At 70.8% G+C, this 14,262-nt stretch carries 10 protein-coding genes; 2 read left to right on the top strand and 8 right to left on the bottom strand.

Annotated features, from left to right (window positions below; all coding sequences use genetic code 11):
- Positions 1-7: 7 nt before the first annotated feature.
- Positions 8-1,264, bottom strand: coding sequence for a multidrug effflux MFS transporter (locus EDF40_RS05175; RefSeq protein ID WP_123338877.1), 1,257 nt, complete (start codon positions 1,262-1,264; stop codon positions 8-10).
- A 225-nt stretch (positions 1,265-1,489) separates the two neighbouring features.
- On the opposite strand from EDF40_RS05175, the gene EDF40_RS05180 reads away from it, so the two are divergent.
- On the top strand, positions 1,490-2,071 hold the full coding sequence (locus tag EDF40_RS05180; protein WP_185002788.1) for a TetR/AcrR family transcriptional regulator: 582 nt from the start codon (positions 1,490-1,492) through the stop codon (positions 2,069-2,071).
- Between the two features lie 74 nt (positions 2,072-2,145).
- Here EDF40_RS05180 and EDF40_RS05185 read toward each other — a convergent pair whose 3' ends face one another.
- From EDF40_RS05185 to EDF40_RS05215, 7 genes are all read right to left on the bottom strand, one after another.
- Positions 2,146-2,718 carry a substrate-binding domain-containing protein gene (locus tag EDF40_RS05185; RefSeq protein ID WP_185002790.1) on the bottom strand — a complete coding sequence of 191 codons (573 nt, stop codon included), beginning with the start codon at positions 2,716-2,718 and terminating at the stop codon, positions 2,146-2,148.
- A 31-nt stretch (positions 2,719-2,749) separates the two neighbouring features.
- Positions 2,750-4,150, bottom strand: a complete 1,401-nt coding sequence (locus EDF40_RS05190; protein WP_123338874.1) for an MFS transporter — start codon at positions 4,148-4,150, stop codon at positions 2,750-2,752.
- A 66-nt stretch (positions 4,151-4,216) separates the two neighbouring features.
- Positions 4,217-5,362: a cystathionine gamma-synthase gene (locus EDF40_RS05195; protein ID WP_123338873.1), complete on the bottom strand. Its 1,146-nt coding sequence runs from the start codon at positions 5,360-5,362 to the stop codon at positions 4,217-4,219.
- A gap of 14 nt (positions 5,363-5,376) precedes the next feature.
- Positions 5,377-6,741 carry a cystathionine beta-synthase gene (locus EDF40_RS05200; protein ID WP_123338872.1) on the bottom strand — a complete coding sequence of 455 codons (1,365 nt, stop codon included), beginning with the start codon at positions 6,739-6,741 and terminating at the stop codon, positions 5,377-5,379.
- Positions 6,742-6,751: 10 nt separating this feature from the next.
- Positions 6,752-8,185 (bottom strand): mechanosensitive ion channel domain-containing protein, encoded by a 1,434-nt coding sequence (locus tag EDF40_RS05205; protein ID WP_123338871.1) that lies wholly within the window; start codon positions 8,183-8,185, stop codon positions 6,752-6,754.
- Positions 8,182-10,422 (bottom strand): adenylate/guanylate cyclase domain-containing protein, encoded by a 2,241-nt coding sequence (locus EDF40_RS05210; RefSeq protein WP_123338870.1) that lies wholly within the window; start codon positions 10,420-10,422, stop codon positions 8,182-8,184. Before EDF40_RS05210 ends, EDF40_RS05205 begins: the two co-directional genes overlap by 4 nt.
- Positions 10,423-10,738: 316 nt before the next feature.
- Positions 10,739-12,613, bottom strand: coding sequence for an ABC transporter ATP-binding protein (locus EDF40_RS05215; RefSeq protein ID WP_123339059.1), 1,875 nt, complete (start codon positions 12,611-12,613; stop codon positions 10,739-10,741).
- A gap of 159 nt (positions 12,614-12,772) precedes the next feature.
- On the opposite strand from EDF40_RS05215, the gene EDF40_RS05220 reads away from it, so the two are divergent.
- Positions 12,773-14,197, top strand: a complete 1,425-nt coding sequence (locus EDF40_RS05220) for an amino acid permease (RefSeq protein ID WP_123338869.1) — start codon at positions 12,773-12,775, stop codon at positions 14,195-14,197.
- The last annotated feature ends 65 nt before the right edge of the window (positions 14,198-14,262 follow it).

The following is a 14,262-nucleotide window of genomic DNA, read 5'->3' on the forward strand; positions in this document are numbered from 1 at the left end:
GAACCCGTCAGTGCGTGAGCTCGGGAACCGTCCGGGGCCGCACCACGAACCACAGGATCAGGATGGCCATCAACGCGGTCGAGGCCATCACCATCGCCATCGGGGTCGCGGTCGTGATGCCGAGCCAGCCGACGATCGGCGAGATCAGGCCGGCGACACCGAAGTTCAGGGCACCGAGCAGCGACGCCGCTGTGCCGGCCTCCTTGCCGTGCGCAGCCAGGCCGATGACCTGGACGAGGGGGAACGAGAACCCGCACGCCGCGATGAAGAACCACAGGGGCACGAGCACGCCCACGAGCCCCGCACCGAGCTGGTCGAGCACGATGATCGCGATCGACGCCAGGAACAGGGTCGCCGTCGAGCACGCCAGGATCCACTGCGGCCCGACGCGCTGCGCCAACCGCGCGGAGATCTGCACACCGAGCACGACGCCCACCGAGTTCACCGCGAAGAGCAGCCCGTACTGCTGGGCGTCGAGTCCGTAGACGCCCTGGAACAGGAACGGCGACGAGCTGAGGTACGAGAACAACCCGCTGAACACCATCGCCCCGATGAGCGCGACCCCCACGAAGATCCGGTCGGAGAACAGCGCCTTGTACCGCTGACCGATCGTGGAGTGGCCGGCCTCGCGACGTCGGGCCGGGGGCAGGGTCTCGACGATGAGCAGGATCGACGCGATCACCACGGCCAGGCCGTAGCAGGCGAGGAAGACGAAGATGCCGCGCCAGCTGGTGAACTGGAGCATCTGCGAGCCGATGAGCGGCGCGAGGATCGGTGCCAGCCCGTTCACCATCGCCAGGCGCGACAGCATCCGGACGAGCGGCTTGCCGCCGAACAGGTCGCGGACGGTGGCCATCGCGACGACACCGCCGGCGGCCGCGCCCATGCCCTGGAGCACGCGGAACACCGCGAGGAGCTCGATGTCGGGAGCGGTCGCCGCGCCGATCGACGCGGCGATGTGCACGGTGGTCGCGATGATCAGCGGCAGCCGGCGGCCGACCTTGTCGCTCCACGGCCCGACGAGCAGCTGCCCGAACGCGAACCCGAGCGTCGTCGCCGTGAGCGTCAGCTGCACGGCGCCGTCGGTGACGCCGAACTGCTCCTTGATGGCCGGGAACGCCGGCAGGTACAGGTCGATCGTGAACGGCCCGAGCGCTGTCAGGGCGCCCAGGACGAAGACGTAGACGAGTCGCTGCCCACGGGAGAGGGAGTCTCCGGGGTGCAGGACGACCCGGAGCGAACCGGTGGTGGCGGGCGCGGTCACGAGCAGGAGTCCTTCGGCGGTGAGGGGCGGGGAGGTGATCGCGGCGTCGATCGAATCGATTCGTCCGCGGAACCATCTTACGGGCCGACGGAGCGCTCCCAACGCCGTCGGCACGGATTGCCCGCGTGTTGCCACCCGCCGTCAGCGTGCCGATCCCGCGCCATGCGGTACCGTCGGACTGCTCGGGGGCCTCCGGGTGAACCGGATCAGAAGGGGGTGGGCGTCATGGTGGATGCCCGGATCCTGCACACGACCGCCGCCCTGCGTGAAGCGATCCTGCGACTGGCGGCCGACCGCCCCGTCTCCGAGATCACCGTCGCGGACGTCACCCGTGCCGCCGGCATCAACCGCGCGACGTTCTACTCGCACGCGGTCTCCCCCGGATCGCTGCTCGCCGACGTGCTGACGCCGGAGCTCGACCGCATCCGGCAGGACGACGCTGACGACCGACGGGCCGCAGCCGCCCGCGGGGCCGACGCGGGCGAGCTCGCGACCATCACGCGGCGGGGCATCAACGCGGTCGTCGAGCACGTGACCACCCACCGCGACATCTACGCCAAGGCACTGCCGGACCCGAACGACGCGTCGCTGCACCGGCTGCTCGTGGGCCACTTCACGGAGTCGAGCGCTCTGCACATCCGTGAACTCGACGCCGACCGCCGCCCGGAACTCCTCGACGACGTGGCCGCCGGCTACGTCGCGCAGGGCTTCGTCGGGGCCATCGAGGCGTGGCTCGCCGGACCCCGACGGTCGCGGAAGGCGCTGGTCGAGACGATCACGCTGTCGTTCCCGGCCTGGTGGAGCTGAGCTGAGCCGCCTGGTGGCACGGCGCTGACCGGCCTGCTGGCGTCGCGCTGACCGGCCTGGTGGCTCGGCTCGGCTCACTCGGCGTCGGTCGTGTCGCCGTCGCTCGGTTCGGTCTCCGGCTTCTCGCCGCGCTGCAACGACTGCACGACCTCGACCGCGGTGGCCGCCAGGTCCGCGTCATCCGCACCGGCGGGCACCCGGTAGTCGGCCGACACACCGTCGCCGCCGGTACCGCTCGCCGGCAGCGGATCGCCCAGGGACACCACCACGACGCCGGCGTCGTGCGCGGTCTGGATCACCCCGGTGAGCGCGGACGGCCGAGCCGCGTGCACGAGCAGGGCCTTGGCGCCCTTGCTGACGAGCTGCGCGACCGCGGTCCGCTGGGACGCCGCCGCACCGGACGCGGGTGCGACCCGGACGTCGGGACGGAACCCGGCATCGGACAGGCCGGTCCGCAGGTCCTCACCCAGGGCCGCGTCGTCGTCGAGCAGCACGACGCCGATGACGGCCTGCTTGTCGAACCCGCCGTCGGAGCTGGTCAGGTCCGTGCTCTGCACCGGCGTGGGCGCAGCAGAGGTCGTGCCCTGGCAGCCGGCCAACGCGAGGGCGGCCGTCAGGACGACGGCTGCAGCGACGATGCGCACCACGGGTGTCTCCTCTTCCGTCCGGTCTGCCACGCTACCCGGCTGCGCGGTCCGGCGACGCCGACGACACCGGTGCGGGGACGGGTCCGAGCCGCCGGACCGCGGCGATCGCCAGTGCGGCGAAGCAGATCATCGCCGCGAAGACCAGCGGGAAGGACACCGTGCCCTCGGCGCCGCCGGTCGCGGTGAACAGCAGCCCGGTGACCGCCAGGCCGATGACGCTGCCCGCGGCGTCGGCGATGGTGAGCGCCGAGCTCGCGAACCCGTCGTCGCCCTCGCCCGAGAACCGCAGGGTGAGCATCGACGTCCGCGGGTAGATCGCCCCCATGCCCGCGCCGCCGACGAACCAGCCGCCGACGAGCACCCACCACGGCAGGTCGAGCGTCGCCACCGCGAAGGCCGCCAGCAGGCTCACCAGGACGAGCGCGAGTCCGACACCAAAGGTCCGACGTGCGGTCAGGCGCTGCTCCCCCAGCCGACCGTGCGCCCAGCTCGAGGCCGCCCAGCTGAGTGCGGCGACGGTCAGCGCGAGTCCCGCTGCCGATGCGGACAGGCCGTGCTTCGCCTGCAGCAGGAACGGCACGTACGCCTCGCTGCCGAAGAACGACGCTGCCACGAGCCCGCGCAGCAGCACCACCGACGGCAGTCCGGCGGCGGCGCGGAAGGTGCCGGTCGGCAGCAGCGGGCGCAGCGCGAACCACGTCCCGACCAGTCCGACCACGACCGCGGCCACCATCCCCCACGGGGTCAGGTCCGGCGCGACGTTCAGCAGCAGGATCGACACGGCAGCGGCGACCGACCACCCGATCCGGATCCGCTGCCACGGCGGCCGCAGCTCGACCGCCGGTGCCTGCAGCCGCCCGAGCGTCGGTACGAGCACGCTGAACGCACCCACGGCGATCACGAGCGCCCCCGCGAAGACCCAGTGCCAGTTCCACGTGTCGGTGACGATGCCGGCGATCGCCGGGCCGATGAGCGCCGGGACCACCCACGCGGCCGCGAACCCGGCGAACACCGGTCCGTGCAGCTCGGCGGGGAAGATCCTGGCGACGAGCACGTACAGCACGACGTCGATCGCGCCGGCACCGAAGCCCTCGACCAGTCGACCGACGAGGAAGACCTCCATCGTCGGCGCGAGCATGACCACGGCGGTCCCGACGGCGAACAGCAGCGCGGAGACCCAGGCGACGATCCGGCCGCCGGCGCGGTCGGTCCAGTTGCCGGCGAGCACCATGCCGGGCACCCCGGCCGCGAGCGGTGCCGCGAAGGCCAGGGCGTACAGGGCCTCGCCGTCCAGGTCGCGACTGATCACCGGCATGATCGTCGTCATCGCCAGGTTCTGGAACGCCGCGACGCCCACGATGGCGACCATGCCGATCGTCGCGAGGGCGTACCGCCCGCTCAGCAGGCCCGTCCTCGTCGCCGTGGTGCTCACCCGCTCATCGTAGGGGCGAGGGGCGACACCGCCGACGTCGCGGGGCGGGAACCCGCGCGATGCGCGTCAGCGCGTCAGCGCCTGCTGCAGATCCGCGATCAGGTCGCCCGCGTCCTCGATGCCGACGGACAGCCGCACCACGTTCTCGGGCACCGCGAGCTCCGTGCCCTTCACCGAGGCGTGCGTCATCTCGCTCGGGTACCCGATGAGCGACTCCACACCCCCGAGCGACTCGGCCAGCGCGAACAGCTCCGTGGACTCCGCGAAGCGCCGGGCCGCGTCCGGGCCGCCGGACAGTGCGACGGACAGCATCCCGCCGAACCCGCGCATCTGCCGGGCGGCGACGTCGTGCCCCGGGTGGTCGGCGAGCCCCGGGTAGTAGACGCGCTCGATGCCCGGCGCTGCGACGAGCGCCTCGGCGACGGCCTGCGCGTTCGTGGAGTGCCGCTCCATCCGGACCGCCAGGGTCTTGATGCCGCGGGTGGTCAGGAAGGCGTCGAACGGCGACGAGATCGCACCGGCGCCGAACTGCAGGAACTGCACCTTCGCCGCGAGCTCCTGGTCGGCGAGCACGACGGCCCCACCGACGACGTCGGAGTGTCCACCCAGGTACTTCGTCGTCGAGTACACGACGACGTCGGCACCGAGCGACAACGGCTGCTGCAGGTACGGCGACGCGAAGGTGTTGTCCACGACGACGAGTGCACCGGCCTCGTGCCCGGTGGTCGCGAGTCCGGCGATGTCGGCGATCTTCATGAGCGGGTTGGTCGGCGTCTCGACCCAGAGCACGGTGTCCTCGGGGGCGCCCTGCAGCGCGGCCCGGACCTGGTCGAGCTCGCTCATGTCGACGACGACGAGCTCGACGCCCCACGGCACGTGCAGCCGGCTGACCAGACGGTGGGTCCCGCCGTACACGTCGTTCCCCATCACGACGCGGCCCCCGGGACGGAGCGCCGCCCGGAGCAGGGCGTCCTCGGCGGCGAGACCGGATGCGAACGAGTACGCGGCCACGCCGCCGTCCAGGTCGGCGAGCAGCGTCTGCAGGGAGTCGCGCGTCGGGTTGCCGGCGCGGGAGTACTCGTAGCCGTTCCGCATCCCGCCGATGCCGTCCTGCACGTAGGTGGACGTCAGGTGGATCGGCGGGATGACGGCGCCGGTGGGGCCGTCGGGCTCCTGGCCGGAGTGGACGGCGCGGGTGCTGAACTCGGTCATGCTGGCTGCGTTCCTTACTCGGAGAGGTAGGTCAGGAGATCGTGGCGGGTCAGGACCGTGACCGGCTTGCCGTCCTCGACGACGAGCAGGGCGTCCACCGTCTCGAGGGCTCGACGCGCTGCGGACACGGACTCGCCCACGCCGATCAACGGGAGTGGCTCGCCCACGAACCCGGTCAGGGCGTCCGTCATCTTCGCGGCACCGGTGAAGACCTGTTCGAGCAGGTCCTTCTCGGCGACGGCCCCGATGACCTCGCCGATGACGACCGGCGGTTCCGCGCTGAGCACGGGCATCTGGGACACCCCGTACTTGGTCATGATGTCGACGACCTCGCGCACGGTGTCCGCCGGGTGCGCGTGCACCAGGTCGGGCAGACGGCCGTCCTTGCCGGCGATGAGCGACCCGACGGTGCGCGCCTCGTCGGTCTCGGCGAAGCCGTACGAGCGCATCCACCGGTCGTTGAAGATCTTGCCGAGGTAGCCGCGACCGCCGTCGGGCAGCAGCACCACGACGACGTCGTCCTCGGTCAGGTCGCGGGCGGCCCGCAGCGCTGCGACGACCGCCATCCCGCTGGACCCGCCCACGAGCAGGCCCTCTTCCCGCGCCAGGCGGCGGGTCATCGCGAACGAGTCGGCGTCCGACACCGCGATGATCTCGTCCGGCACCTCGGGGTCGTACGCGGTCGGCCAGAAGTCCTCGCCCACACCCTCGACCAGGTACGGCCGGCCGGTGCCGCCGGAGTAGACCGAGCCCTCGGGGTCGGCCCCCACGATGCGGACACGGCCGCCGGATGCCTCCTTCAGGAAGCGCCCGGTGCCCGAGATGGTGCCACCCGTCCCGACGCCCGCGACGAAGTGGGTGATCTGCTGCTCGGTGTCGCGCCAGATCTCCGGACCGGTGGTCTCGTAGTGGCTGCGCGGGCCGTTCGGGTTGGCGTACTGGTTCGGCTTGTAGGCGCCCGGGATCTCGCGGACGAGCCGGTCGGACACCGAGTAGTACGACTCCGGGTGTTCCGGCGGAACCGCGGTCGGCGTGACGACGATCTCGGCGCCGTACGCGGTCAGGACGTTGCGCTTGTCCTCGCCGACCTTGTCCGGCAGCACGAACACGCACCGGTAGCCGCGCTGCTGGGCGACGAGGGCCAGCCCGACCCCGGTGTTGCCCGAGGTGGGTTCGACGATCGTCCCGCCGGGTCGCAGGTCACCGGAGGCCTCGGCAGCGTCGATGATCCGCGTGGCGATGCGGTCCTTCGACGACCCACCGGGGTTGAGGTACTCGACCTTCACCAGGACGGTCGCGCGCACCCCCTCGGTGACGCGGTTGAGCTTGACGAGCGGGGTGTCGCCGACGAGGTCGACCACGGAGTTCGCGTAACGCACGGGCCCGAGTCTAGGACGCCGTCACCGCGTTCTGCTGGGATGCGACGTGCGCGGACACCGCTGCGGACACCTCGGCGCGTCGACGGTCGATCACGTCGCCCATGTCGCGCGCCAGCGCCGGGGTGGACCGGACGATCTGGTCGAGCGCCGTGGCGGGGATGACCAGCACCGAGACCTCGGTGAGCGCCGTGGCGGTCGTGAGCAGCGCCTCCCGGGTCAACGCCGTCTGTCCGACGTAGTCGCCGGCCTCGACGCGGGTCGCCGGCAACTCGGCGTCCTCGAACGGGACCCGGAGGTCCACGCTGCCGGACAGGACGAACCGGACCGAGTCCGGCACGGTCCCCACCCGGTGGATGACCTCGCCGGCGGCGTAGCGCTCCAGGCGCACGACCGGGGCGAGCGCGACGCTGTCGTCCTCGCTCAGGTAGAGCGTCGCGGCGATGGCCGCGAGCGCCTCGTCGCGGCGGGCGTCCGTCACGAAGTCGTCGGTGGTGTCGCCGTCGAGCCCGAGTCCGGCGCGACGCGCCGCGTACCAGAGCCACATCCGGAACTGGGCGAGCGCGTCGGCTTCCTGGGACGGGCCGCGCACCTGGAACGACACCGTGTACGCCGCGCCCCCCGCAGGCACCGCCGTCGGTCGCGTCCCGGTGTACAGCTGCGGGAGACCGCTGGCGACCCGCTCGAGCAGGGCGACCACGGCGGCGGGTGGGTCGTCCGTCGTGAACGTGACGTCGGTCGACACCGGGAACGTGCCACCGGTGCGGCTGAGGTTCGTGAACGACGCCCCGGCCAGCGATCCGATCGGGGTGATCAGGATGCCCTCGCCGGTGTCGACGTGCACCGATCGCCAGTTGACCTCGACCACCCGGCCGCGCGTGCCGCCGATGTCGAGCCAGTCGCCGAGGCGGAACGGCTGCTCGAACAGCAGGAACAGGCCGGCGACGATGGGCCCGACGGCGGTCTGCAACGCCAGGGCGATCACGAACGACCCGACCCCGAGCGCTGTGAAGATGCCGCCGATGTCGGTCCCCCACACGATGCGGAACACCACCGCGAGTCCGATCGCCACCAGGATGACGCGGGCGATGTCGACGAAGATCGAAGGGATCTTCTCGCGCCAGGTCCCCTTCCGGGCGTTCGTGAACATCAGGATGTTCAGCCCGTTCAGCACGAAGACGATCAGCAGGAAGCCGAGCACGGTCGCGATGACCTGGCTGACCACCGGTCGACCCGGGTCGACCGCGTCGGTCACCTGCACCGACAGGACCAGGATCGCGATGACCGGGACGACGGCGTTGCGCAGCAGCGCGACGACCTTCGACATCGGGTTGTGCCGGCGCTCGAGGCTCGACTGCACCTCGGTGAGCAGGAGCAGCAGGAGTGGCAACCCGACGATCACGCTGATCGATGGCCAGAACCACGCCTGCTCCCAGAAGGCGATCACGACGCCACCCGCTCGAGCTTCCAGACCTTCTGCGGTCCGCTCTGGGTCTGCACCGTCGCGACGTCCTGCACGCCACTGCGGTCACCGAGCTTGTCGATCACGCGCTGCGTCGCGTACACCCCGGGCGCGGGCGCGATGCCCTGGACCCGGTACGCCAGGCTGACGGCATCGCCCCACATGTCGTAGACGATGCTGGAACGACCCACCAGACCGCTCGTCACCTGGCCGGTGTCGATGCCCGCGCGCAGCCCGACCTTCGAACCGTGCTGGGCGTTGAACCGCTCGAGCGCACCCTGTGCTTCCTCCGCCCAGTCGACCACCCGCCGGACGTTGTCGACGCGGGGCACGCTCAGACCGCAGCTGGCCAGGTAGCCGCTGCGCGTCGTGCGCACCCGCTCGATGCCGTGCCGACCAGCGGCCTCGTCGAGCGACCGCCACAGGTCGTTGAGCAGCGACAGCGACTCCTCCGCCGTCAGGCCGGCGGCGAAGTCGTCGTACCCGATGATGTCCGCGTAGACGACCGCGACGTCCTGGTGGTCCGAGGCGATCGTCTCGTCGCCCTGCTTGTACCGCCGGGCGACCTCCTCCGGCATGAGCGTCAGGAGCAGGGTGTCGTTCTGCCGTCGCTGCTCGTCGAGCAGGTCCTGCTTCACCTGCAGGCTCCGGCTCATGTCGTTGAAGGCGAGGCCGAGGTCACCGATCTCGTCGCCGGGCTTCGTCTTCACCTCGACGCCGAGATCGCCACTGCTGACCCGGTTCACCGCGGTTTGCAGGCGACGGATCGGGCGGACGAAGACCTGTGCCAGCAGCAACGACAGCAGGCTCACCAGGACGATGATGGCGACCAGGGACAACCCGATGTTCCGGGCGAAGTCGTTCACCGGAGCGAAGGCCTCGGCGGTGTCCATCTGCGCCACGACCACCCAGCGCAGGCCGTCCACCTCGAGCGGCGCGTACGCGGACAACACCTCCTTGCCCCGGTAGTCGTTCGAGATCACCGTGCCCGACTTGCCCTGCAGTGCCCGGCTGACCGGTGTGGTGTTGACCTCCTGCAGGAGTACCGAGCCCTTCACGGCGGCCTGCCGCGCGGCCGTGCCGGGCGCGGTCCCCGCGGCGATCACGTCGCGCTGGTACTGCTTCGGGTGCTCGAGCAACTGGCGCGGGTAGGACCGCATCAGGTGGTCCGCCCCCACCAGGTACGACTCCCCCGTGTCGCCGAGCCCGTCGTCGGCCCAGTCCTGGTTGCCCGTCATGACCTGGTTGATGAGGTCCACGGGCACCTGCACGGCCATCACGCCGATGATCTTGCCGTCGTCGGCCACCGGGGACATCACCCACAGCGTCGGCACGTTGAGGCTCGGTGCGTACCGGGCGAAGTCGGTCACCACGAAGTCGTCCGCACTGGTCAGCTGCAGCGCCTGCTCGTACCCGCTCGCCAAGTTCGAGTCGCGGTACGGGCCGTCCCGCAGGTTGGAACCGAGGTCCGCCCCGGCGTAGATCGAGTACGTCACGTCGCCGTCGGTGTCCATGAGGAGCAGGTCCTCGTAGCCGGCGGACTCGACCGCCTGGCGGAAGTACGGCTGGTACTCGGCGTGCGCGTCGGACCACGTGCTGCCGTCACCGGCGTCGTCGAGTTGTGCGGCCTTGTCGTAGTCGTCGAAGGGCGCCGTGTACCGGGCCTGCAGGTACGCCTGCGGATCGGTCGTCGGCGCGAACTGGTCCGGGTTCGCCGAGCCGCCGCTCCGGGCGTCGAGCTGCGGGACGAACGTGTCCGCGTACCAGGCGTCGACCTTCGTGTGGTCGGCGTCGGACACCGGACGGTCACGCAGGTCGTCCCACCCGGCCGAGAACGCCTTGGTCGCCCCGATCACGCTCTCGTTGCGGGTCTGCGCGACGACCGTCTGCGTGAACTGGTCGAACGACCGCTTCAGCTCGGTGATCCGCGCCTCGCGCAGCGACGTCACCTGGTTGAGCGCCGCGTTCTCGAGCGAGGCACGACCGTTCAGGTACCCGACGACGCCGACCACCAGCGCCGCGATGATGCTCACGGCGAGCAGCATCACCAGGAGCTTCGACTGGATGTCGAGTGAGCCGCTCGTCAGGAACGCCCGGAGCTTGCCCTTCCTGCGCGGTGCGTCCTCGACGACGCGAGGACCGCCCGTCTGCGCGTCCGTCGCCGGGGGGATCGGGTCGGGACCGGGGCTGCTGGTGTCGGACGTCGGTGGGACTGCAGTCACTTCGAACTCCGCTCAGGAGGGCAGGGTGCGCGCGTGCGCGTCAACCACAGGTACCACGCGAGCAACACTCGTGTCAGGTATCCGACGTTCGTTGCGGCTTCGTGACCTCGGTGGTCGCGTTCGCGACACCTGTCGCGGGGCGGGCTGGAGACGGCGGGCTGGAGACGCGGGCTGGAGACGCGGGCGGTCGGACGGGAGGCGCGCTGCGGCCCGGTCACGGGCCTCCCGTCCGCCGTCGGGTCACCTGTCCGTTCCGCGCACGCGCCGCGCACGCTGGCACCGGTCGGTCTGTGCGCGCCGGCGCCGGCCGGCCGGCTCAGCGCTCGACGGCGTCCGCGGGCGTGTTCTGCTGCCGGTGCAGGAGCGCGTAGGTGCCGTCGAGCGCGAGGAGTTCATCGTGCGTGCCCTGCTCGACGATCCGCCCGTGGTCGAGCACGAAGATGACGTCGGCGTCACGGATCGTCGACAGCCGGTGCGCGATCGAGATGGTGGTGCGCCCTGCGGCGGCGGTGTCGAGCGCGGTCTGCACCACGCGCTCCGAGATCGAGTCGAGCGCGCTCGTGGCCTCGTCGAGCACGAGCACGGGAGGGTCCTTCAGGAGCACCCGCGCGATCGCGATCCGCTGCTTCTCGCCGCCGGACAGTCGGTACCCGCGTTCCCCCACGACCGTGTCGTAGCCGTCCGGGAACGAGGCGATCGTGTCGTGGATGTTCGCCGCTCGTGCCGCCCGTTCGACCTCGTCGTCGGTGGCGTCCGGTTTGGCGTAGCGCAGGTTGTCGCCGATCGTCGCGTGGAACAGGTACGTCTCCTGGCTGACGATCCCCACGTGGCGCATGAGGTCATCGTGCACGAGGTCACGGACGTCCTGTCCGGCGAACCGCACGGAACCCTCGGTCGCCTCGTACAAGCGCGGCACCAGGTACGACACGGTGGTCTTGCCCGCACCAGACGGACCGACGAAGGCGGCGAACTGCCCGGGTCGGAGGTCGAACGAGACCCCGCGGAGCGTCGGCTTGTCGGCCTCGCCGTCCGGGTACGTGAACGTCACGTCGTCGAACGCGACGTGACCGACCATGGTGTCGTCGACGGGCTTCGCCGTGGGCGAGTCGGTGATCGCGGGCTTCAGGTCGAAGTACTCGAAGATCCGAGCGAACAGCGCTCCGGAGGTCTGCAGGTCGAGCACCACCCGGAGCAGTCCGACCGTCGGGAACAGCAAGCGCGACTGCACCGTCGTGAACGCGACGATGGTGCCGGCGGTGATCGGGACGTCGCCGATGATCAGCCAGGTTGCGACGAGGTAGATGATCGCCGGGATGATCGACAGGAAGATCTGCACGATCGCGAAGAACCACTGCCCGGACATCTGCTGGCGGACCTGCAACTGGATCTGGTTGCGGTTCTCGTCCCCGTAGCGGCGGGTCTCGCTGCGCTGCTGGTTGAAGCTCTTGGCCAGCAGGATGCCGGAGACGCTCAGTGCCTCTTGCGTGATCGCCGTCATGTCGGACAGCGACTCCTGCGTCTGCCCGGCGATGCGGGCACGGACCTGCCCGACCCGACGCTGCGCGATGACGAGCAACGGCAGCAGCACGACCGCGACCAGGGTCATCTGCCAGCTCAGCAGCAGCATGGCGACGATGGCGGCGATGACCGTGACGGTGTTGCCGAGCACCGACGAGATCGTGTTGTTCAGCACGCTCGCGACGCCGCCGACGTCGTTCTGCAGGCGGGACTGGATGACACCGGTCTTCGTGCGGGTGAAGAACGCGAGTTCCATGCGCTGCAGGTGCCCGAACAGGCGCATCCGCATGGCACCCATGACCTTGTTGCCGACCGTCGCCGTCAGGTAGGTCTGCCAGACGCCCACACCGGCGCTCGCGATCCAGAGGAACACCATCGCCGACACGAGCTCGACCAGCACCGGGACGTCGGGGCTGCCGGAGGGTGGGAACAGGCCCCGGTCGAACGCCTGCTGCGTCAACAGCGGCGGGATCACCGAGATCGCAGCACCGATCAGCACGAGGACGACCGTCAGGACGATCGACCGCCGGTGCGGCACGAACAGCCCGGCGATCCGCTTCACCAGGTGCGGGATCTTCGGCGCTTCGGCGTTGGCGGCCTTCTGCGCACGGAAGTCACCGCTGGAGATCCGGCCGCCGCCGCGCGGACCACCGCCACCGCCGCCCCCGCGCATCCCGCCGCCCATGCTCATGCAGCCACCGTATCCCCGCGGTCGGACATCGGCGCGCGCTCGACGACCGCCGTTCCGCAGTGCAGTCCGACGGCCGTATTTGACCCCGTTCAGGGGGCGTGCGAGCATGTGCCGTCCCCGCCCCCGCACCACCGAGGTCCCATGACGTCCGCGCCGTCCCGTCCCACGTCCCTCCGCCAGCAGCTCGCCCGCCGCAAGCCGATCGAGCAACTGCAGTCCGAGGCGGCCGTCGGCGTCAACGGCGAACCGCTCCGCCGGTCGCTCGGTGTCTGGCACCTGACGATGATCAGCGTCGGTGCGACCCTCGGGACCGGCATCCTCGTGGTGCTCGGCACGGCCGTGCCGCTCGCGGGTCCCGCCGTGTGGATCTCCTTCGTCGTCGCCGGGATCGCGGCCCTGCTCTCGGCACTGTCCTACGCCGAGATGGCCGGAGCCGTCCCGACCTCGGGGTCGAGCTACTCGTACACCTACGCCACCATGGGCGAGGGCATCGCGTGGGTCTGCGGATGGTGCCTCGTCCTCGAGTACGCCGTCTCGGTGGCCGCGGTCGCGGTCGGCGCGAGCGAGTACGTGGACGAGACCCTGCGCGTGTTCGGGTTGCACCTGCCGACAGCACTGTCCGCGCCTCCGGGCGACGGCGGCGTCGTGAACCTGCCGGCGGCCGTCCTGGTCCTGCTCGCCACCGTCGTCCTGATCCCCGGTGCCCGGGAGAGCGCCTGGGTGAACACCGTCATGGTCGTCGTGAAGATCGCACTGCTCGTGTTCTTCGTGGTCGTCGCCTTCACGGCCTTCCAGGCGCAGAACTTCGAGCCGCTCGCGCCGATGGGTGCCGCCGGAGTGACGGCCGCGGCGTCCAGGCTCTTCTTCTCGTACATCGGTTTCGACGCCGCCTCCACCGCCGGCGAAGAGGCGAAGAACCCGCGCCGCGACCTCCCCCGGGCGATCATCGGTTCGATCGCGCTCATCACGGCGCTCTACATCCTCGTCGCCATCGCCGCGATCGGTGCCCGTTCGTGGACGGACTTCTCGTCGTCCGAGGCCTCGCTCGTCCGCATCGTGGTCGACGTCACGGGGCAGCCGCTCGTCGCGCTGGTGTTCTCGATCGGCGCGGTGATCGCGATCGCCAGCGTGGTGCTGACCGTGCTCTACGGCCAGACCCGGATCCTGCTCACCATGGCCCGCGACGGCCTCGTCCCGAAGGTCTTCGGTCGGGTCTCCCGGCGCACCGGCACCCCCATCGCGAACACGTTGATCATCGGCATCGCGGTCACGATCGTCGCCGCCCTGGTCCCCCTGGGCGAGCTCGCCGACGCCACCAGCATCGGCACCCTCGTCGCGTTCGCGCTCGTCAACGTGTCGGTCATCGTGCTCCGTCGCTCGCAGCCCGACCTCGAGCGCTCGTACCGCGTCCCGCTGTTCCCCGTCGTGCCGATCCTCGGCGCCCTGAGCTGCGTGCTCCTGGCGGTGTTCCTCGGCGCAACGACGTGGATCGCCTTCGGCATCTGGATGGTCGTCGGCGCCGTGCTCTACCTGGCCTACGGCCGCCGTCACAGCACCTTGCGCTGACCCGCGCCGCCCTCCGGCCGGCCCCGCCCTGGGTGCGCCCCCCTCCGCCAAAGCGACAGGGTGCC

It is taken from the genome of Curtobacterium sp. PhB170, from assembly GCF_003752345.1.
GTDB lineage: Bacteria > Actinomycetota > Actinomycetes > Actinomycetales > Microbacteriaceae > Curtobacterium.

Coding starts and splice junctions, on each gene's coding strand:
- EDF40_RS05195 (WP_123338873.1), bottom strand. CDS start 5,362: ATGACCGAGTTCAGCACCCGCGCCGTCCACTCCGGCCAGGAGCCCGAC.
- EDF40_RS05220 (WP_123338869.1), top strand. CDS start 12,773: ATGACGTCCGCGCCGTCCCGTCCCACGTCCCTCCGCCAGCAGCTCGCC.
- EDF40_RS05180 (WP_185002788.1), top strand. CDS start 1,490: ATGGTGGATGCCCGGATCCTGCACACGACCGCCGCCCTGCGTGAAGCG.
- EDF40_RS05215 (WP_123339059.1), bottom strand. CDS start 12,613: ATGCGCGGGGGCGGCGGTGGCGGTGGTCCGCGCGGCGGCGGCCGGATC.